This is a genomic window from Novosphingobium colocasiae, from assembly GCF_014652555.1.
GTDB classification, from domain to species: Bacteria; Pseudomonadota; Alphaproteobacteria; order Sphingomonadales; family Sphingomonadaceae; genus Novosphingobium; species Novosphingobium colocasiae.
In genome coordinates this window covers 613,210-634,014 of record NZ_BMZA01000001.1, presented here as the reverse complement: position 1 = coordinate 634,014, position 20,805 = coordinate 613,210, and the positions used below count along the sequence as shown (strand labels likewise).

Genomic DNA, 20,805 nt, shown 5'->3' with positions numbered 1-20,805 from the left:
GACTTCCCCCAAAGGGTTGCCCAAACGGAACACGCCTTTCCCGCCCCTGCGCGCCGTAACGGCACAGGTTGCGCGCCTTTCAACACGACGAGACTCAACCATTCCGATGGACTGTTCTTCTATATCGCGAGATCGGGGGAGGGAAGGGATTTTTGGGGATCATCGGGATTCACTTGTGGGTAAATGCCGCAATTCCCGCGCATCTGGTCTACCCGCCTTCAGAGGCTTTGACAGAAAATCTCGATTTTCAGCCATTTTTTTGGCAGAATTACTGCATTCAGCCCGCGGCAACGCTTTCCCGTCGCATCCCCGGTTGAATCGGAAAAAAGCCGCTTTTGTAGATGTATCCGGGAAATTCGGTGGCGATTCAGCGCGGCGAAGTAACGCGGGCCAACAGGGCCCGAATCCCCTTCCAGCGGCGGGTTCGTTCGCCCCAATCCGCCGAATCATCCAGCATCGCGGCGTCGGCGACGGCCACGACCCGGCCCTTGCCGATCGCGCAGTCGGCCAGCAGGCCACCATCCTCGATCCGGCATCCCGGATTTTCCCCGATTGGCGCGAAACGCCCCGGCAGGTCGACCGGGACATCCTGTCCGGCAAGCTGCACGGGATGCTCCCTCGCCGGTTGGTCCTCGGGAAACTGCAGTTCCAGCCCCCAGTGCGCGAGAATCGGCGAGAGCAGGACGATATCCTGCGGGCGGCGCGGATCGCCGATCGCAAAGCGGCTGTGCGCGGTCAGCATCGGATCGGCGAACAGCAGCAAATGCCCGCCGCCGCGCACCCAGGCATCGAGCGCGACATTCTCCACCGCCGCCAGCGGACGCGGCTGGGCCATGATGAGGGTGCCGCCCGAGGGCAGCGGCAACCGGCCATCAGCATCGGCCAGAACATCCAGCGGTGCCAGGTCGGGCGGCGGCAGGGCATCGCGCAGCCAGTGCCGCGCCTGCCCGCCAGCCAGCAACTCGCCCGGCCCGTCAGCCTCGGCCCACAGGATCGGCAGCGACGTGAACAGGCCGATGCCGGACGCGGCCACGCGGGCGTTCAGCGCCTCATGCCCGGCCGTCGTGTTCTCTGCGGTATCATGCCCTTGCGAGCCGCCGCACGCCGCCAGGCAGGCGGCCAGCAGCACCGCGAAGGCTCCGCGCCGATGGCGCTTAGCGGCGGGGCGCACCCTGCACGGCCGCAGCGGGCTTGTCAGCCGAGGTTCCGCCGGTGCTTCCATCGGCGGGCGAGGGATCGGAGGCGGGCACCACGCCGATATCGGCGAGCGGATCGGCGGCGGATTTCTTGGGCTGTTCGTCCACCGCGACGACGTCCTGGATCGGATCATCGACTTGCGCCAGCCGCGCCCGCTCCATGATGACATTGGCGAGCGCCACGATCATCAGCATCGCGCAAAGGCCGAACAGGCCGATCTGCAAGCGGTGGACCGCCTGCGCACGCCGTTCGCGCACGCTGGGCTGCGCGAAATGGCGGGGCTGGGTCAGCGGCTCGACGACGGGGATGGTCTTGAAATCGGGCACGCGCACAGGTTTATCCTAGTTCGCCAGCCAGGGGAAGACCGGCAGCCCTTTCGCCCGCAGCCAATCGGCGTTGTAGAGCGAGGAGAGATAGCGAAAGCCGGTATCGCACAGGATTGTCGCCACGCGCGGGGCAGCCCTGCCCTGCGCCACCAGCGCGCGGCCCAGCGCCACCGCCCCGGCCACGTTGATCCCGGACGACAGGCCAAGGCACAGCCCTTCCTCGCTCAGCAGGCGACGGACCCATTCGATGCCTTCCTCGTCCGAGATGCGGAACTGGGTATCGATCGGTGCGCCTTCGAGGTTGGCGGTGATCCGGCCCTGGCCGATGCCTTCGGCCACCGATGTGCCCTCGGCCTTGAGTTCGCCGTTGGCGTAGTAATTGTAAAGCGCCGCGCCATGCGGATCGGTGAGCGCGACGGTGATCGCGTCATCGAACGCCTTGAGCCCCATGCCGGTGCCGGCTATCGTCCCGCCGGTGCCTGCGGCGCAAGTGAACCCGTCGATCCGCCCTTCCATCTGCGCCCAGATTTCCGGCGCGGTGGATTCGATGTGCGCCTTGCGGTTCGCGACGTTGTCGAACTGGTTGGCCCAGACCGCACCCTCGGTCTCCTCGGCCAGGCGGCGCGAGGTGTGGACGAAGTGGTTGGGATCGGCAAACTTGGTCGGCGGCACCAGCACCAGTTCGGCACCCAACGCGCGCAGGGTGTCCATCTTTTCCTTGGACTGGTTGTCCGGCATCACGATGACGGTCTTGTAGCCCAGCGCATTGGCGACCAGCGCGATGCCGATGCCGGTGTTGCCCGCCGTCCCTTCGACCACGGTGCCGCCGGGCTTCAGCTCGCCCCGCCGCTCCGCATCGCGCACGATCCACAGCGCCGCCCGGTCCTTCACCGAAGCACCGGGATTAGCGAACTCGCACTTGCCCCAGATCTCGCAACCGGCCGCCTCGCTCGGCCCCTTGAGCAGGACGAGCGGCGTATTGCCGATCAGATCGAGCGTGGAAGTCCGCACCGGGGCGGGCGCGTCGGCGGAAGGAGCGTTTTCGATCATACGGCGGAAACTAGGAAGTGATGCGCGGGCGCGCAATCGAATTGCGCCTTACCCCGGCAAACCGCAGCTTGCCGGGCCGTGCAAGGTCCGTTGCCGCGAACGCACAAGAAGCGCATTCGCGGCCCGGAAAAATCAGTCTTCGGGTGCGATCGTGAACCGCGCCCCGGCGATGTCGCCGGTCACCTTCACCTGGCACGACAGGCGCGACAGTTCGGTGCGGTGGTCCGAGCTGTCGAGCAGATCGTTCTCGTCCTCGGACATCGCCGGCAGCTTGGCGAACGTGTCGGCATCGACATAGACGTGGCAGGTCGCGCAACTGCAGCAGCCGCCACACAGCGCGAGCAGTTCGTCGAACCCGCCCTCGCGGATGACTTCCATCACGTTGTGGCCTTCGGTGGCGTCAACCACGGTTTCGTCGCCGGCATGATTGACGACGGTAATCTGCGGCATTCCCGAGCCCTCCATCAAGCGAACCCGGCTCTGCACGCCGGGATTTTCGCGAATCTCGCGCGGCTGCTAGAGGGTTGGCGGTATTTAGGCAAGCCGGGCACCTCCCGGCATCACGGCGCAGGACAGCGAAACTTATGGGATTGACCGCAGATCTGATCCGCACCGGGCTCGACAGCACCGCCCTGGCCGACGCCCGCTTCGTCCGCGCGCTGGAACTGGCCGGATATCCTGAGCCGCGCATCCGCGAACGCGGCTACGCCACCTTGCTGCGCACCATCGTCGGCCAGCAGGTCTCGGTAGCCGCGGCGGCATCGGTGTGGGGCAAGCTGGAAGCGCTGCTGGGCCCCGACCTGCCGCCCGCAGCCCTGCTCGCCGCCGAATTCGACGCCCTGCGCGCCTGCGGCCTGTCCCGCCAGAAGCAGGGCTATGCCCGTTCGCTGTGCGAACTGGTGGAAGCCGGCACGCTCGACCTCACCGCCCTGCCCGAGGACGACGAAGAAGCCATCGCGCAACTGGTGCGGATCAAGGGCATCGGCCGCTGGTCCGCAGAGATCTACCTGCTGTTCGCCGAGGGCCGCCCGGATATCTGGCCGGCCGGCGATCTAGCCGTCCAGGCCGGCCTCCACCGCATCCTCGGCCTGGAAGCACGCCCTTCGGAAAAGCTCACCCGCGAACTGGCGGAACTCTGGCGACCGCACCGGGGCGCGGTGGCGCTGTTCACGTGGCATTGTTATAATAACCCGGCGTTGTGAGGGCGGGGGCAATCCGGGAAAGCCCGAATCTATTCAGTGGTTTACGCGATCATCACCGTAGTTGCGTGACTATAATCCCGTGATTTCGCTTTGATCTCACTTGTCCTTGTGTATAAAATTTGATACACCCCTCCTGAAACAGATTTCGTTCCTGGGTGACAGACTCGCTCGGCTTCGTGATTTTCCGAATGATGCCCGCTCCGAAGCAGGCCATCAGCTTAACGAGGTCCAGATCGGCAACGATCCCGACGACTGGAAGCCGATGAAGACCATCGGCCCCGGTGTGCGCGAGATCAGGATCAGAGAACAATCCGGGGCTTTCCGGGTGATCTATCTGGCGACGTTATCCGAGGTCGTGCTTGTCCTCCACGCCTTCCAGAATAAAACCCGGGCGACCCCGCAAATGGACATCGAGCTGGCCGGGAACCGGTTGCGGGCATGGAAGAAGGAATAGGCGATGGAAGTCCAGACTTTCGATAGCGTCTTTGACGCACTGGCCGACACCCCGGCTGAAGCCGCGAACATGAAGGCACGTTCCGAACTGCTGTCGGCGCTGAAAAGCCGTATCCGCACCTGGGACATGCCGCAGGAAGCGGCGGCTGCACGCCTCGGCATCACGCGGCCCCGACTGAACGATCTGTTGCGCGGGAAGCTCGGCAAATTCTCCCTTGATGCGCTGGTAAACCTCGCCACGGCATCCGGCCTGACACTGGAAATCAGGATCACGGAAGCGGCATAATGTTGCCGATCGACGTGGAGGCGCTGGGCGAAGTCGCGGGCGATGGGAGCATTCCGGGAAACACGAATTTCGGTGATGATGAGCGATTAAATGCACTGTCACCTTAATTCCGCAGTTTTCAGTCCAATTCCACAACGTCATACCACACTTTTTCTCAAGGGGTTGACGTAATCAAATCCAGATTGGTCAAGTTTAATCTCTAAAGCCTCAAGTCCATAAGCCTTCTTAAACATAACTTCCGATGACGTAATAGGTATTAGCCAATAGAATTTAACCAATCGCGCGCCTATCGATAAATTTTCTAAATTTTTCCCATCCAGATAGGGAAGAGAAATTAGTCCGTAATTACATTCCGATGGATTTATCCAAGGCTTCCCAAAATTAACCGAGTCACCCGGCCGCAGTTTGGTCGAGGTGCGATGAAAATGCGCCGTGGCAAATAGTAATTCAACCACCTCCCCACTTTCGAAAGGACTAAATATATGGAGTTCCAAGGGGTTATGGTCATCAGGTAGAGACATGCAGCGCGTTGCATAAGTCCACATTTTCCTACCATTGTGCGGTGGAAATTTCAGAACTACAAAGCCATTAGGAAGTTGCCCAATTGGCCCCGCAAAAAATTCGCAGATGCTTCCCCTAGTACTCCAAACATCTTCGTAATGATTTTCGATATTGGTTTGCCACATCACAGGCCGTATTTCCTTCTCATATTTCGAGAATATGCCGACATCTGGCCGCCTTGTGAATTGGAATCAGCCTGCGACTGGGAGTTACGGTGACACTGGAGTTACGGTGACACTGCATTAATTCGCCTTCGCCGGTCGCCTCCGGGTTCGCCCCCACAACTTTCCTACACCCCCCACCCGCTGCTACAATCCGCCTCGCGCGCCAGCGCCGCTCTTTCGCATTGTCGATCCGCCCGATCCCCGGCACGCTTGATTTCGCGCGCAAGGTGTAACTTTCGCAATTCCTCAATAAACACCTGATAAACCATCACAAAATGGCGAAATCGAAAGTTACACGGTGTAACCTTTGTAAACTTCGCCCGGCCCTCACCCCGCCACGCCGTCGATAAACCGCGCCATCTCCACGTCCCGCGTCGATAGCCCGCCCGCGTCGTGCGTCGTCAGCACCACCGTCACCCGATCGTAGACGTTCGACCATTCGGGGTGGTGGTCCGCGCGTTCGGCCTCGAAGGCGACGCGGGTCATGAAGGCAAAGGCTTGGGCGAAGCTGGGGAAGCGCAGGCGGCGTTCGATCGCGGTGCCGTCTGCGGACAGACGCCACAGGGGCAGCTCCGCCAGCGCCGCAGCGCGCTCTTCCTCGGTCAGACGGGCAATCGCCATGTCGCTCTCCCTTGCCACTCGCGCCATAGGCCGAAGGGCCGGCCTTGGCACCGGGGCGGGTTTCCCTTATCGCGTGCCGCCATGCAAGCGCCCAGCATCGCCGTGAACGATCTCGCGTGCCGTAGGGGCGACCGCGTGCTGTTTCGTGCCCTGTCGCTGCAACTTGCTGCGGGCGAGGCGCTGCGGGTGACCGGGCACAACGGCATCGGCAAATCCAGCCTGCTGCGCATCATCGCCGGCCTTGCCCCCGCCTTTGCCGGTACGGTGGCCACGCGAGGGGCGATCGGGCTGGTGGACGAACGCCACGCGCTGGACACCGCGCTGCCGCTGGGCAAGGCGCTGGCGTTCTGGCAGCGGATCGACGGGGCCGCCGATAACGAACTGGCCCGGCTGGGTCTCTCCCCCCTGCTCGACGTGCCGGTGCGCTATCTCTCCACCGGCCAGAAGAAGCGCGCGGCGTTGGCGCGGCTGATCGGGCAGAAGGCGCCGATCTGGCTGCTGGACGAGCCGCTAAACGGGCTGGACGGCCATGCCGCCACGCTGGCCGAGAAATTGGCGGCGGAGCATTGCGCCGGAGGCGGCATCGCGGTGATCGCATCGCACCAGCCGTTCGCGGTGCCCGGATTGCGCGAGATGGCGCTGGCCGATTACGCCCCGCGCGAGATGGCGGCATGAACGGCCGCCTGGTCACCCTGTTGCGGCGTGATCTGGCGCGGCTGCTGCTGGGCGGGCGCGGTGGCGGCGCGGCGATGCCGGTGTTGTTCTTCCTGTCGGTGGCGATGCTCTATCCCTTCGCGGTCGGGCCTGATGCGACGCTGCTGGCGCGCACCGGCGGCGGGGTGATCTGGGTGGCGGCGCTGCTGGCGGCGATCCTTCCGCTCGACCGGCTGGTGGAACCCGATATCGAGGCCGGGCTGTTCGACCAGTGGGCGCTGCGCGGCATCGCCGAGGAACTGGTGATCGCGGTGCGGGTGCTGGCGCACTGGCTGAGCTTCGGGCCGCCGCTGATGCTGGCAACGCTGCCCGCCGCCGCACTGCTGGGGCTGGACGGGCGCACCTTGCGGATTGTCGAGATCGGGCTGCTGGCGGGCACCCCGGGGCTGGCGGCGCTGGGCGTCACCGTAGCCGCGCTGACCGCCGGTTTGCGCGGGGGCGCGGCACTGGCCGGGCTGCTGGTGATCCCGATGGCGGTGCCGGTGCTGATCTTCGGTGCCGGCGCGCTGTCGATCGGCGGTGAAGGCGGCCTGGCGCTGACCGGCGCGGCCAGCCTAGTGCTGCTGGCCATCGCGCCGTTTGCCGGCGGCGCGGCCGTGCGCGCGGCGCGGGGGTAACCGGTCCTTCCGCTGCGGCGGAGCTGTGGACAAGCTTGCGCATAGCCTGCGCAAAACCTGTGGCTCGCCCGTGAAAAAATGGCCGGGTCCAATGGGGGTAGGACCCGGCCAAGGTTCACAGGAAGACCAACGTCCGTTGAGAGTCAGGGAGGGACGGACGCGATCGGGCTTGACGGGGCGGTCAAGCCGCGTATCAATAGCTAATGATAATCATTCGCATTTACAAGCCCCTCATTATCTGATCTGTTCTGATCCTATTCCCGTCCGCCAGACTGCGGACAAAGCCGGAGATTCCCGATGTACCAGTTCGTTGACCGCCCGCTGGAAACGCTCGACGCGGGATGCCGCTTCGTCGTCTGGTCGATGCGCGCCTGGGTGTCGTCGCTGACCAGCAAGGGTTGCCCGGCGCGGTTCCTCGCCCAGCCTTTCGCGCGCTGGCGCATGATCGGCGGGTTGCAGCCGTTCCATCGCCTGATGCTGGTGCTGAACCGCGATGCGCTCGAATCGCTGCATTTCCACCCCTTGCCCTGCCCCCGCGTATCCGAGCACGAGGCGCTGGTGCTGTCGCTGCTGGTGACGGTGGCCGGCGGCGGCGCGGCACAGACCCGCGATACGCTGTGCCTGTTCGTGGCCGAAGACGGCATCGGCGATGCCCTCGATTCGCTGAGCGCGCTGTCGGCGGCGCTGGCGATCGCCGGGCTGATGCCGGTAGAGCCCGCCGAAAGCAAAGGCTGATTGCCGCCGGAGCCGGCCGGAGCTACCGTGCTATACTTGCTCGACAAGGACCCGCACCATCGCCGCAGCACCGGATCAGCCCGCCCCTTCCCCGCTGCACCGGCTGGCGGAAATCCTCGGTATCGCGCGCGTATGGCACGATGTCGCCGGACGCGAGCAGGTGGTGGCGGATGGGTCGCTGATCCGCATCGCCACCGCGCTCGGCTACCCCGCCGGGACGGGGACGGAGATCGCCGCCAGCCTGGACCGGATCGCGCAGGAACGGCGGGAGCCGCCGGCGATGCTGGTGACCGGGGTGGGCCTGCCCACGCCGCTGCCGCCCGGCCTGATCGAACTCGCCTTGGCGCGGGAAGACGGCACTCCCGTCCCCGGCGATCAACCGGTCTGGGAACTGCCGCCGATCGGCGAGCCGGGCTATTACAGGCTGACGATCGGCGAGCATCGGCTGACGCTGGCGGTCGCCCCCGACGCCTGCCCGACCGTCGCCGACCTGCTGCCGGAAAGCCGCCGCAATGACCGGCTGTGGGGCGCGGCGGTTCAGGTTCCGGCCTTGCGCAGCGCACGGCCGCAAGCCTTCGGCACCTTTGCGCAGCTTGCCGAGGCGGTCGAATTGTTCGCCGGGTTGGGGGCCGATGCGCTGGCGATCAATCCGGTTCATGCGCTGTTTCCCGGCAACGGCCACGGCTTTTCACCCTATTCGCCATCGAGCCGCCTCTATCTCAACGCCGCGATGGGCGATCCGGGGCTGGTGGGCCTGCCCGCACCGCCGCTCGGTGAAGCAGCCGCAGCGGACGGGCTCATCGCCTGGGAAAGCGCAATGCCAGAGCGGCAGGCGCACTTGCGAGCCGTGTTCGACGGCCTCGACGCGCAGACCCGCGCGCGCATCGTCGCCGATAATGCCGCGTATGAGCCGGGGCTGACGCGGCAGGCGGTCTATGACGCGCTCGATTGCCGCTACCGGCCACAAGGCGCGCACGGCTGGCCGGACTGGCCGGAAGAACTGCGCTCACCCGATAGCGACGCGGTGGCCCGGTTCGCGGCGGACCATCCCGAGGAGGTGGCCTTCCATGCCTTCACGCAGTGGCTGGCGCGCGAAAGTCTGGGCGAGGTCCAGCAGCGGGCGCGCCGAGCGGGGATGGCGATCGGGCTGGTGGGCGATCTGGCGGTGGGCGTGGACCCGGCGGGGGCGGATGCCTGGGCCATGCGCGACGATCTGCTGGACGGGTTGACGATCGGCGCGCCGCCCGATCCGCTGGGCCCGCTCGGCCAGAACTGGATGCTCACCTCGTTTTCTCCGCAAGGGCTAAAACGCAGCGGCTATGCGCCATGGATCCGCATGGTCCGCGCCGCGCTGGCGACGTCGGGCGCGCTCAGGATCGATCATGCCTTCGGGCTCGCCCGGTTATGGGTGGTCCCCGAGGGCGAGGATTCGTGCGCCGGGGCCTATCTCGAATACCCCTTCACCGATCTCGTCCGCCTGGTTGCGCTGGAGGCGCACCGGGCGGGCGCGCTGATCATCGCCGAAGACCTCGGCACCGCGCCGCACGGGTTCCTGTCCGCCATCGAAAGCGCGGCGATGCTGGGCATGCGCGTACTGTGGTTCGAGCGGGCGGCGGATCAGGGCTTTATCGGAGCCGCCGACTATGCGGTCGAAGCGGTGGCGATGACCGGCACACACGATACCGCCACCGTGGCCGGCTGGTGGACCGGGCGCGATCTGGACTGGGCCGAGGCATTGGGCCGACTGCCTGACGGCACGACCCGCACCGATGCCGAGGATCGCCGCGCGTGGGACCGGGGCCTGCTGTGGGCGACCCTTACCGGCGACCACACCCCGCGCCCCGCACCCGAAAACCCAGGCCCGGTAGTCGCTGCGGCGCTGGCGCACATCGGCCGCACCCCCTCGCGCCTCGCCATCGTGCCGCTGGAAGACTTGCTCGCCGAAGTAGAGCAGCCCAACCTGCCGGGCACGGTAACCGAGCATCCCAACTGGCGGCGGCGGCTGGCCGCACCGCTGGCGGAACTGCTGGCCCAGCCGGACACGGCAGCGCGCATCCGGGCACTGGCGAATGGCCGGGCGGGGACGGGGGAATAAGCCCGCTCCTCCCGTTCGTGTCGAGCGCAGCCGAGACACTATGACACGGCGCTGCGGTGTCTCGACTACGCTCGACACGAACGGGGGTTGAGATATGCACACGGGATAGCAGTGACGAACCGCGCCTCAGTCCAGCGGGGCGACGTCTACCGAATAGTACATCTTCTGCTGGGCCGAGCCGCGGAAAGTGCCGTCGAGCGGGGCGACATCGGAATAGTCGCGGCCCATGCCGATCATGATGTGATCGGTATCGGCGAGCTTGGCGTTGGTCGGGTCGAAGCCGACCCAGCCAAGCTCCTCGCCGCACCACAGGTTGACCCAGGCGTGCATGGCGTCCGCGCCGACCAGCCGCTCTTGCCCCGGCGGCGGCAGAGTGCGCACGTAGCCGCTGACGTAAGCTGCGGGGATGCCGTGCGCACGGGCGGCGATGATCATGACGTGGGTGAAATCCTGGCACACCCCGCGCCGGTGGCGGAACGCCTCGATCGGGGGCGTATCGGTGGCTGTGGCGGCAGCATCGAAGGTGAACTGGTCGTGGATCGCCATCATCAGCGCGTGGCCCGCCGCCATCACCGGCATCGATTCGCGCAGCAGCCCGGATGCCCAGCCGGTGATCTCATGCTCCGGCCCGGCGATCGGTGATGCGAAGATGTACGAGGCCGGCGATTGCGGCGACAGATCGCGCCGCCGCATCGCCCGTTCGCGCAAGTCGGCCAGCCCCGGCCCATCCTCGTCCGTCACGAAGAACGGCAGCGGCTCGCGCTCAGCGATGAAGCGGCTTTCGATCTGCAGCAGGTCGAACGGCTCGCGCAGGGAAAAGCGCGTTTCGTTGATGTAATAGCCGCCGGGACTGTCGAACACCTGCGCCGGGCGCGGGTCGATATCGAGGTGGTAATCGGTGACCGTCTGGCCGGGCCATTCCGCCGGGCGCAGGCGGACGTTGAACTGCGCCAGGCTGACGGGGGTGGCATATTCCAGCTTGGTGATGTGGCTGACGGAGTAGCGCATCACATCAAACGCGTCCGCGCCGCCGGCTGATCGCGGTCAACCTGTAGGAAATACCGCAGCGAAATCGCGTCGGACAGGTCAAGCAGATCCACCTCCAGCGCCATGACCCGCTGCATGGTCATGTCCTGCGCGGTGGCGGATTGCAGTTCGCCGATCAGCGCCCGCGCGGTGCGCAAGGGCAGCTCGGGCAGATTGTCGTCCCTGCCGCTGGGCAGAGCGATCAGATGCGCGGCAATCTGTTCGACCTGTGAGACCAGCGCGCGGGGATTGTCCTGATCCAGCAGCACCAGATCACGCACGGGGTTGGCCATCGGCCCGGTCAGGTAGCGGGAGCGGTAGACGATCTGGCTGTCGCACAAATCGAGCAACGCGCCCAGCGCGCCCCGGTTGCGCGGTTCGGCGCTGAGCGCGCCGGCCATCCGGCACAAGCCTTGCGCCCGTTCGATCCGCTGGCCCATTTCCAGGAACCGCCATGCCGCCGAGCGCACCATGTTTTCGGAAATCAGCCCGGCGAGGGCGCTGAAATTCTCGGTCTGCTTGCGGGCGAATTCCAGCATGTCCTGTGGACGGCTGGTGCTGACCGGGGGATAGGGGCGGCTGACGATCCGCCAGAAATCGCGCGCGAAGCGTTCGCGCAGCGAAAGGCCGGTTTCGAGCCGCCGCCGCAGGAGGCTGGATACCGAACCGGTGCGCGCCATGTCGGTCAGCGCCTGGGCGCAAATCTCGACCGGGCTGGCATCGACCATGTCCGCCTCGATCGCGCCGATCTGGACCAGCAGTTGCGCCAGCAGGCGCTGGGTGCCGCTGTTCTCCCGCGCGCCTTCATCCAGTTCGATCGAACTGCCCAGCATCGTGCGGACCAGCCGGACGACATATTCCGCCCGCTCATTATAGCGGCCGAACCAGAACAGGTTATCCGCCGCCTGGCTGGCGAGGATGCCGCCGCCGCGCGAAATCGGCGGCTCTTCCGTCAGCAGTCCCGATCCCTGCTTGTCGGCCGAACCCTGATCGATCACCCAGACATCGGCGGAGAGATCGCCCGCGCCCATCATCGAGGTGGGCAGCGCATTGCTGGACGACAGACGCGCGAACCCGCCCGGCATGACCTTCCACTGTCCGTCCGCCGTGCGGGCAACGAAGGCGCGCACGGTGAACGGGCATGGCACCACTTCGCCGTCGATGATCGCCGGGGTGGTCGACAGGCTGACGATCTCCTGCCCGCAATAATCCATCGGCCGGCGCCAGATCGCCTCCAGCAGCGCCTTGCGGCTCGCTTCATCGAGCCCGGCCCCGGCGACCGCCCCCCGGCCCGACAGGCCTTCGACCGGCTGGCCGAACGCGGACTGGACGGTCATCTCGTCCAGCCGGGCGACCACAGTGGACGCCTCGGCCGCCTGGCCGCACCACCAGGTGGCGATGTTGGGCAGGATCAGCGGCCCGCCGGTCAGGATCCGGCACAGGCGCGGGATGAAGGCGGAAAACGCGGGCGATTCCAGCACTTCGATGCCGGGCCAGTTGACCATCTCGACCCCGCCCGAAGCCCAGGCTTCGAACAGGTTGGCGACGCCCAGTTGCGATTTGACATCGAAGGCCAGCGGATCGAGCGCATTGGTGTTGATCCACCGCCACAGCGCATCCACCCGCTTGGGCCCGGCGATCGTGCCGATGTAGAGCTTGTCGTTCAGCACCGACAGATCGCGCCCCTCGACCAGCGGCAGGCCCAGATAGCGGGCAAGGTGCGCCTGTTCGGCATAGGTCTGGTTGAAGCGGCCCGGCGTCAGCAGCGCGATGCGCGGCTGCTCGCGCCCGCAGGAGGCGGCGACACCGGCGCGCAGATCGGCGAAGAACCCGGCCAGCCGGCGGACATGGCTGCCCCCCAGCACATCGCCGGCGGCACGGGTCATCACCAGCCGGTTTTCCAGCGCATAACCGATGCCCGAGGCGATGCGCAGGCGATCCTGCAAGACACGCCACTGTCCGCGCGGCCCCCGCGCCAGATCGGCGGCGTAAAGCTGGATGAAATGGCCACCCTTGGGCGTGCGGCCCAGCATCTTGCGCGCGAAGAACGGACTGCCCGCCACTACCGCCGCCGGCAGGTGCCCTTCCGCCACCAGCTTTTGCGGGCCGTAGACGTCCGCCGCCAGTTCCTCCAGCAGTTCGGCGCGCTGGATCAGGCCACGTTCGATCACCGCCCATTCCTGCGCGCTGATCAGCAGGGGCATCGCGTTGAGCGGCCAGTCCCGCTCCTGCTCGTCCCCGGCGATGCGGAAGGTCAGCCCCAGTTCCACCGCGTGGCGCGAAGCGGCATCCTGCAGTGCGGCGGGATCGCCATCGCCCAGCCCGGCCAGCCCCTTGGCGACGCCCCGCCACACTTGCGCCACCGGCTCGGCGGCATCACCGAACAGATCGCCGCCCGATACCTCGACCGGGTAAGCATCCAGCCAACCAGCCCGCCCCGGCTCCGCCGCTTGCGCAGCCGCGGCGATAACCGGCGCGCGCGGGAGTGTGTCCGCGCCCTTGTCGGGCGGTCGCTTAGTAGACACGTCCCTGGCGCCTGAGATCGAGCGAGAAGGGGAATTCGCCCGGCGCTTCCTCTGGCGGAACGGGCATGAAGCCGGGCGAATGGCCGTGATCCTGGAACCGCGCCTTGCGCCGCGCCTCTGCCTCATAGCCGTTGATCGGCACGTCGTCGTAATTGCGGCCGCCCGGATGCGCGACGTGATAGACGCAGCCCCCCAGCGAACGGTTGTTCCACAAGTCGTAGATGTCGAAGGTCAGCGGCGTATGCGGCGGCAGCATCGGGTGCAGCGATTCCGACGGCCACCACGCCTTGTAGCGCACGCCGGCCACCCCTTCGCCAAAGCCGGTCCTGGCCAGCGGTACACGGCGACCGTTGCAGGTGATGACATGGCGGCCATCGACCAGCCCGGTTGCCTTTACCTGCAAACGCTCGGTCGAACTGTCGACATAGCGCACGGTGCCGCCGATCGCCCCGGTTTCGCCCATGACGTTCCACGGTTCGAGGGCGTGGCTGATCTCCAGGCTGACGCCGCCACCTTCGACCGTACCGTGGACGGGAAAGCGGAACATGCGCTGCGCCTCGAACCAATTGGGATCGAAATGGTACCCGGCCCGGCCAAGGTCCGCCAGCACGTCGAGGAAATCTTCCCACACGAAATGGCCCAGCATGAACTTGTCATGCAACTGCGTGCCCCAGCGCATCAGATCGCCCGATACCGGCTTTGCCCAGAACATCGCCGTCATCGCCCGCAGCAGCAGTTGCTGGACCAGGCTCATCCGCGCGTCTGGCGGCATCTCGAAGCCGCGAAACTCGACCAGCCCCAGCCGTCCGGTCGGGCCATCGGGGCTGAACAGCTTGTCGATGCAGATTTCGGTGCGATGGGTATTGCCGGTGACATCGACGAGCAGGTTGCGGAACAGGCGATCGACCATCCACGGCGCGGGCTGGAGCATTTCCGGGCCCGGCACCTGCGCCAGCGCGATTTCCAGTTCATAGAGCGAATCGTGCCGCGCCTCGTCGATGCGCGGGGCCTGGCTTGTCGGGCCGATGAACAGGCCGGAGAACAGGTAAGACAGCGACGGATGGCGCTGCCAGTAGGTCACGAAGCTCTTGAGCAGGTCCGGCCGGCGGATGAACGGGCTATCGAGCAGGGTCGGGCCGCCCAGCACGATGTGGTTGCCGCCGCCGGTGCCGATGGAGCGGCCATCGACCATGAACTTGTCCGCCGTCAGCCCGATCTCGCGGGCGATATCGTACAGCGTCTCGGTGATCTCCACCGTTTCGGGCCACGAAGCCGAAGGGTGGATGTTCACTTCGATGACGCCGGGATCGGGCGTGACCTTGAGCACTTGCAGGCGCGGATCGGGCGGCGGCGGATAACCCTCGATCCGGATCGGTATGCCCTGCTCCTCGGCCACCACTTCGACGGCAGCGACGATTTCGAGATAGTCCTCCAGCCATTCGGTCGGCGGGATGAACACGGCCAGGTAATCGCCGCGCGGCTCCACCGCCACCGCGGTGCGCACCGCGCCTTCGATCAGCGTCTGTTCGACATAGGCGTTGCCGCTGCTTTCGCCGGCGGAGCGGACAAATTCGCTGCGCTGCTCCAGCGTGGAGCCGGTTACGCGCGCCTGTTCGCCGCGCGAAATCACCTGCTGGCGATAATCGGCCAGCGGCTCGCGTTCCTCGGCGGTGTCGCGCGGGTGGATATAGGGGTAATAGCTGGGCGGCACCCAGGGCAGCGCCCCCAGCGGCAGGCGATAGCCCAGCGCGCTGTCACCGGGCACCGCGATCAGGACGCCGCGTCGCACCTTCCAGTATTCGCTCTTCCAGCGCGGCACCGGCATCGACTTCGCCTGCCAGCGCTGGATCGGCAGGACGAACCCCACCGGATTTTCGAACCCCCGGCGATAAGTCCGGCGGAACCGGCGGCGCAGCTCCTCATCCTCGACATGGCTGTCGATCGGGGTGACGTTGACCGGCAGTTCCTCTTCCCTCAGCCGCCAGAGGATATTGTCCTCGTAGACCGGCTGGACGAACTCTTCCGCCACGCCCAGCCCCAACGCCACGTCGCGCAGCAACAGGTCGGCCTTGTCCGGCGTGATCGAAGGCGTCGGATCGGGATCGCCATCCTTGGCCAAGGGCTTTTCGGGCGCGAGCAGACTGTCATCGCGCCAGATCGGCATGCCGTCCTTGCGCCAGTAGATCGAAAAGCCCCAGCGCGGCAGCGTTTCGCCGGGGTACCACTTGCCCTGCCCGTGATGGAGCAGAGATCCGGGCGCGAACTTGTCGCGCAGCTTGCGGATCAGTTTGTCGGCATAAGCGGCCTTGGTAGGGCCCACGGCGGCACCGTTCCATTCCGCCGCCTCGAAATCGCTGGCGGCGATGAAGGTCGGCTCGCCCCCCATCGTCAGGTTGACGCCGGCCGCCACCAGATCGGCATCGACCTGTTCGCCCAGCGCCTGCACCGCGTCCCACCGCTCATCCGTGAACGGCTTGGTGATCCGCACCGCCTCGGCGATGCGCGAGACGCTCATCTCGAAGTTGAAATCGATCTCGGCGGGTTCGGCCATGCCCTCTATCGGGGTGGCGGAACGGTAGTGCGGGGTCGCGCAGAGCGGAATGTGCCCTTCCCCGGCGAACATGCCGCTGGTGGCGTCGAGCGCGATCCAGCCGGCACCCGGCACGTAGGCTTCGGCCCAGGCGTGCAGATCGGTCACGTCCTGCAACACGCCCTGCGGGCCTTCCTTGGGCAGCACGTCCGCCACCAACTGGATCGAATAACCCGATACGAACCGCGCCGCGAAGCCGAGCCGCCGCAGCAGGTTGACCAGCAGCCATGCGGAATCGCGGCACGATCCGAGTTCGGCCTCCAGCGTTTCCTCCGGGGTCATCACCCCGGGCTCCATGCGGATCACATAGTTGATGCGCTTTTGCAGTTGGCTGTTGATATCGACGAGGAAATCGACCGTGCGCCCTTCGTAGTCGGCGTGGCTGGCGACCAGTGCGTCGAACAGCGGACCGGTGGCGGGATCGACCTCGAAATAGGCGGCCAGATCGGACTGCATCGTTTCGGAATAGGCGAAGGGATATTCCTCTGCCGATGGCTCCACGAAGAAATCGAACGGGTTGATGACCGCCAGTTCGGCCAGCAGATCGACCTCGATCGAGAAATGATCGACCGGGTCCGGGAATACCACCCGCGCCAGCCAGTTGCCGTGCGGGTCCTGCTGCCAGTTGAGGAAGTGTTCCGCCGGACTGATCTTGAGCGAATAGTTCGGCACCGCCGTCCTGCTGTGCGGTGCAGGACGAAGCCGGATCACCTGCGGGCCGAGACGAATCCGCTTGGAATAGCGGTATTGGGTGAGATGGTGGAGCGCTGCCTTGATCATCGCCGCAGACATTGCGACAAACTATGCTGCACCGCAACGATTGGTTACAAAGGAACGGTTCCTAATCTGCAATAAGGCAATTCAGCCGTCACGATTGCCGCATCAATGTCACAATGGCATGTCAGGGGCGCACGGAAGCTGGGACATCATGACTGAGATCACCGAATCGCTCCGCATCCTTCCGCCGCTCGATGCGGTCGAGTTCTCCGCGTCGCCCTCGCCGATGGCGAGCCTGCCCGCGCGCTACTTCAACCGCGAACTGAGCTGGCTGGCCTTCAACCAGCGGGTGCTGGCCGAAGCGACGAACGAGCACTATCCACTGCTGGAACGGCTGCGGTTCCTGTCGATCTCGGGCAACAACCTTGATGAATTCCTGATGGTGCGCGTCGCCGGGTTCGCCGGGCAGGTACGTCGCCAGATTGAGGAGATTTCGATCGACGGGCAGACCCCGTCGCAAACCCTCGCCGCGATCCATGACAAGGTAATTGAACTCGAAGCGATCCAGCAGGCGGCGTGGAAGGATCTCAAGACGCTGCTGGCCGAAGCGGGCGTGCGCGTGGTCGGCGACGACAAGCTCGATGCCGGGCGCGAGACCTGGCTGGTCGACTATTTCGTGGAATCGATCCTGCCCGTCATCACCCCGCAGGCGATCGACCCCGCCCACCCCTTCCCGTTCGTCACCAATCAGGGCATCGGCGTGCTGTTCTCGCTCACCCGAGAGGCGGACGACGCGCCGGTGATGGAGATGGTGCTGATCCCGGCGGCATTGCCGCGCTTCGTCCGCATCCCCGGCGATGAAGCGGCGTGGATTTCGATCGAAGACCTGATCTGCCGCCACGCCGAAGTGATCTTCCCCGGCTTCCATGTCCACGGCCACGGCGTCTTCCGCATCCTGCGCGACAGCGACATCGAGCTGGAAGAGGACGCCGAAGACCTTGTGCGCTACTACCGCACCGCGATCCAGCGGCGGCGGCGCGGCATGGTCATCGTGCTGCAATTGCAGGGCAAGTTCGATCCGGCGGCAGAGGAACTGCTGCGCACGCAACTGGGCCTCGACAAGGCGCTGATCATGAAGACCGAGGGGCTCATCGGCTTCTCCGGCCTTGCCGCGATCTGCGACGAGGACCGGCCGGAGCTGAAGTTCGAACCGTACTCCCCGCGCTATCCCGAGCGCATCCTGGAGCACGATGGCGATTGCTTCGCCGCGATCCGGGAAAAGGACATCGTGATCCAGCACCCCTACGAAAGCTTCGAGGTGGTGATCGATTTCCTGCGCCAGGCGGCGCGCGATCCCGATGTCATCGCCATCAAGCAGACGCTGTACCGCGCCGGCAAGCAATCGGCGGTGATCTCCGCCCTGATCCAGGCGGCCGAGGCGGGCAAGTCGGTCACCGCCGTGGTCGAACTGAAGGCGCGGTTCGACGAGGAGCAGAACCTGTTGTGGGCGAGCCAGCTCGAACGCGCCGGGGTGCAGGTGATCTACGGTTTCGTGGACTGGAAGACCCACGCCAAGGTATCGATGGTGGTGCGCCGCGAGGCCGAAGGGTACCGGACCTACTGCCACTTCGGCACCGGCAATTACCACCCGATCACCGCGCGCATCTATACCGACCTGTCCTATTTCACCGCCGATCCCGCCTTCGGCCGCGATGTCGGCCGGCTGTTCAATTTCATCACCGGCTATGTCGAGCCCAAGGGCGCGGAACTGCTGGCGATCTCCCCCATCTCGCTGCGCGCGCGGCTCTATGCCTGCATCGAAGCGGAGATCGCCAACGCTCGCGCCGGCAAGCCCGCGCAGATCTGGGCCAAGCTCAACTCCTTGACCGATCCTGCCCTGATCGACCGGCTCTATGCCGCCAGCAGCGCCGGGGTGGAAATCTATCTGGTGGTACGCGGCATCTGCTGCCTGCGGCCGGGGATCGAGGGCCTGTCGGAGAATATCGAGGTCAAATCGATCATCGGCCGGTTCCTTGAACACTGCCGCATCTGGGCCTTCGCCAACGACAGCGAACTGCCGAACCGCGATGCCCGTGTGTTCATCACATCGGCCGACGGGATGAGCCGCAACCTCGACCGCCGGGTCGAGGTCATGGTGCCGATCCGCACCAAGACGGTGCACGACCAGATTCTGAGCCAGGTCATGCTCGCCAACCTGCTCGATACCGAACAAAGCTGGCTGCTCTCGCCCGACGGCACTTATGCGCGCACGCCCCGGGGCGATACGCCGTTCAATGTCCATCGCTATTTCATGACCAATCCGTCGCTGTCCGGGCGCGGGGCGTCACTCGCCAGTGGACGAAAGGTGCCAAAGCTCTCGCTAAGGCGCGGCAATATCTGACATAGGAGCGGCCTTCCGCCTGGAACCGGGCCTCATGCGATTCGTCTTTGCGATATGATCGGCATCAGCCAGTCCAGCGAACGCCGCGCGATCATCGATATCGGATCGAACACGGTCCGGCTCGTGGTCTACAACGGCCCGCCGCGCGCGCCGACGGTGGTGCTGAACGAGCGGGTCAACGCCCGGCTCGGCCGCGATCTGGCCCGCACCGGGACCCTTTCCGACAAGGCGATGCGCACCGCGCTCTCCGCCCTCGCCCGCTTCGCAACGCTGCTGCGGCTGCAGGGCGTGACCAACATCGAATGCGTGGCCACCGCCGCCGCGCGCGATGCGAGCAACGGACGCGCGTTTCTCGATGCCGTGCGGGCCATCGGCCTCAACCCGCGCCTCCTCAGCGGTGACGAGGAAGCGCGCGCCAGCGCCACCGGCGTGATCGCGGCCTTCCCGGGCGCGACGGGAACCGTGGCGGATCTGGGCGGCGGCAGCCTGGAACTGGTCGGCGTGGACAGCGGCGCGATCCTCAACAACGGGCTGACTCTCCCGCTCGGCACTCTGAGGCTCTCCGACCTCAGGGCCAGCGGCAGCGCCCGGCTGGGCTCGGTGCTGCGCGCCGGCCTTGCCAAGGCAGGCTGGAGCCACGGTGCGGGGCAGACGCTCTATATCGTCGGCGGTTCGTGGCGCGCGCTCGGCCTGCAGGCGATGCGCACGCTCGACTGGCCCGTGGATGATCCGCACGGCTTTGCCCTCCCCGCCGAAACCGCGCTGCTGCTGGCCCGTCGCTTCGCCAAGGGCCGCATCGGCGAGCCCGACCCGCGCACCTCTACCTCGCGCGTGGCCAGCCTGCCCGATGCGGCGGCGCTGCTGGTCCAGGTCATCAGCCAGCTCAAGCCGTCGCGGCTGGTGTTTTCATCGTGGGGCCTGCGCGAAGGCCTGCTGTACAAGCAGCTTGAGCCGGCCGTGCGCGCGCAGGACCCGATGCTGGCCAGCGTGGCGGGCTTTGCCATCAGTTCACGCGTTTCGGCGCAGGACGCGGTGGCCGTGGCATCATGGACCGCGCCCGCCTGCACCGAGAACAGCCGCGATGGCAGCCTGCGGCAGGCGGCCGGCATGCTGGCGCTGGCGGCGATGAGCACCGAACCCAACATGCGCACCGAGGAAGCGCTGGCCTGGGCGCTGCGCAAGCGCTGGATCGGCCTCGACATGCGCGGGCGGGGGATGATGGCGATGACCGTGTTCGCCAACTCCGGTCAGACCACCCCGCCCGATCAGCTCGCCCAGCTCGCCTCGGCCGAGGACCTGCGCCATGCCGTCGGCTGGGGGCTGGCGGTGCGCCTGTGTCGCCGGCTCACCGGGGTTACGGATATCGGCCTGACCCAGACCACGCTGGAACGGCGCGACAGCGCGCTGGTGCTGTCGCTACAGGAACCGGTACAGGCGCTCTACAGCGCCAGCGTCGGCAAGGACCACAAGGCACTGGCCGACTGGCTCGGGCTGGAAACCATCGTCGAGGTGGTTTCCGGGTAGC

Annotated in this window: 18 protein-coding genes; 9 read left to right on the top strand and 9 right to left on the bottom strand. The window is 66.1% G+C overall.

What is annotated here, in order from left to right; translation table 11 throughout:
* Positions 1-367: 367 nt before the first annotated feature.
* The 4 genes from IE122_RS03135 to IE122_RS03120 form a co-directional block, all read right to left on the bottom strand.
* Positions 368-1,129 carry a motility-associated ABC transporter substrate-binding family protein gene (locus IE122_RS03135; protein WP_229813676.1) on the bottom strand — a complete coding sequence of 254 codons (762 nt, stop codon included), beginning with the start codon at positions 1,127-1,129 and terminating at the stop codon, positions 368-370.
* A gap of 25 nt (positions 1,130-1,154) precedes the next feature.
* A complete protein-coding gene (locus tag IE122_RS03130) occupies positions 1,155-1,523 on the bottom strand; it encodes a hypothetical protein (RefSeq protein ID WP_229813674.1) in 369 nt (122 codons plus the stop codon).
* Positions 1,524-1,538: 15 nt separating this feature from the next.
* On the bottom strand, positions 1,539-2,573 hold the full coding sequence (locus IE122_RS03125; protein ID WP_189619594.1) for a cysteine synthase A: 1,035 nt from the start codon (positions 2,571-2,573) through the stop codon (positions 1,539-1,541).
* A 132-nt stretch (positions 2,574-2,705) separates the two neighbouring features.
* Positions 2,706-3,023, bottom strand: coding sequence for a 2Fe-2S iron-sulfur cluster-binding protein (locus IE122_RS03120; protein ID WP_189619593.1), 318 nt, complete (start codon positions 3,021-3,023; stop codon positions 2,706-2,708).
* Positions 3,024-3,157: 134 nt separating this feature from the next.
* On the opposite strand from IE122_RS03120, the gene IE122_RS03115 reads away from it, so the two are divergent.
* From IE122_RS03115 to IE122_RS03105, 3 genes are all read left to right on the top strand, one after another.
* Positions 3,158-3,775 (top strand): DNA-3-methyladenine glycosylase family protein, encoded by a 618-nt coding sequence (locus IE122_RS03115; protein ID WP_189619592.1) that lies wholly within the window; start codon positions 3,158-3,160, stop codon positions 3,773-3,775.
* Between the two features lie 100 nt (positions 3,776-3,875).
* On the top strand, positions 3,876-4,229 hold the full coding sequence (locus IE122_RS03110; protein ID WP_308430393.1) for a type II toxin-antitoxin system RelE/ParE family toxin: 354 nt from the start codon (positions 3,876-3,878) through the stop codon (positions 4,227-4,229).
* A 3-nt stretch (positions 4,230-4,232) separates the two neighbouring features.
* On the top strand, positions 4,233-4,514 hold the full coding sequence (locus IE122_RS03105) for a helix-turn-helix domain-containing protein (protein WP_189619591.1): 282 nt from the start codon (positions 4,233-4,235) through the stop codon (positions 4,512-4,514).
* Between the two features lie 137 nt (positions 4,515-4,651).
* Here the strand turns inward: IE122_RS03105 and IE122_RS03100 are convergent, their stop codons facing one another.
* The gene (locus IE122_RS03100; protein ID WP_229813716.1) at positions 4,652-5,200 is read right to left on the bottom strand and encodes a suppressor of fused domain protein; all 549 of its coding nucleotides are present in this window, start codon (positions 5,198-5,200) and stop codon (positions 4,652-4,654) included.
* A 366-nt stretch (positions 5,201-5,566) separates the two neighbouring features.
* Positions 5,567-5,860, bottom strand: coding sequence for a 4a-hydroxytetrahydrobiopterin dehydratase (locus IE122_RS03095; protein ID WP_189619589.1), 294 nt, complete (start codon positions 5,858-5,860; stop codon positions 5,567-5,569).
* Between the two features lie 81 nt (positions 5,861-5,941).
* Here IE122_RS03095 and ccmA point away from each other — a divergent pair, with 81 nt between their 5' ends.
* The 4 genes from ccmA (at position 5,942) to malQ (ending at position 10,021) form a co-directional block, all read left to right on the top strand.
* Positions 5,942-6,535: a heme ABC exporter ATP-binding protein CcmA gene (gene ccmA, locus IE122_RS03090; RefSeq protein ID WP_189619588.1), complete on the top strand. Its 594-nt coding sequence runs from the start codon at positions 5,942-5,944 to the stop codon at positions 6,533-6,535.
* The gene (locus tag IE122_RS03085; protein WP_189619587.1) at positions 6,532-7,191 is read left to right on the top strand and encodes a heme exporter protein CcmB; all 660 of its coding nucleotides are present in this window, start codon (positions 6,532-6,534) and stop codon (positions 7,189-7,191) included. Before ccmA ends, IE122_RS03085 begins: the two co-directional genes overlap by 4 nt.
* Before the next feature lie 297 nt (positions 7,192-7,488).
* Positions 7,489-7,926: a hypothetical protein gene (locus IE122_RS03080; RefSeq protein WP_189619586.1), complete on the top strand. Its 438-nt coding sequence runs from the start codon at positions 7,489-7,491 to the stop codon at positions 7,924-7,926.
* 160 nt (positions 7,927-8,086) lie between these two features.
* Entirely contained in the window at positions 8,087-10,021 is a 1,935-nt protein-coding gene (gene malQ / locus IE122_RS03075; RefSeq protein WP_229813672.1) for a 4-alpha-glucanotransferase, read from the top strand.
* Between the two features lie 126 nt (positions 10,022-10,147).
* Here malQ and IE122_RS03070 read toward each other — a convergent pair whose 3' ends face one another.
* Genes IE122_RS03070 through IE122_RS03060 form a run of 3 tightly spaced genes read right to left on the bottom strand, consistent with a single transcriptional unit; the run spans position 10,148 to position 16,942 of the window.
* Entirely contained in the window at positions 10,148-11,029 is an 882-nt protein-coding gene (locus IE122_RS03070; RefSeq protein WP_189619763.1) for a transglutaminase family protein, read from the bottom strand.
* Positions 11,029-13,515: a circularly permuted type 2 ATP-grasp protein gene (locus IE122_RS03065; protein WP_373299102.1), complete on the bottom strand. Its 2,487-nt coding sequence runs from the start codon at positions 13,513-13,515 to the stop codon at positions 11,029-11,031. Before IE122_RS03065 ends, IE122_RS03070 begins: the two co-directional genes overlap by 1 nt.
* A gap of 46 nt (positions 13,516-13,561) precedes the next feature.
* A complete protein-coding gene (locus tag IE122_RS03060) occupies positions 13,562-16,942 on the bottom strand; it encodes a transglutaminase family protein (RefSeq protein WP_189619585.1) in 3,381 nt (1,126 codons plus the stop codon).
* A 223-nt stretch (positions 16,943-17,165) separates the two neighbouring features.
* Here IE122_RS03060 and IE122_RS03055 point away from each other — a divergent pair, with 223 nt between their 5' ends.
* Positions 17,166-19,280, top strand: coding sequence for an RNA degradosome polyphosphate kinase (locus IE122_RS03055; protein WP_229813714.1), 2,115 nt, complete (start codon positions 17,166-17,168; stop codon positions 19,278-19,280).
* Between the two features lie 54 nt (positions 19,281-19,334).
* Positions 19,335-20,804 carry a Ppx/GppA family phosphatase gene (locus IE122_RS03050; RefSeq protein ID WP_189619583.1) on the top strand — a complete coding sequence of 490 codons (1,470 nt, stop codon included), beginning with the start codon at positions 19,335-19,337 and terminating at the stop codon, positions 20,802-20,804.
* Position 20,805 lies beyond the last annotated feature (1 nt).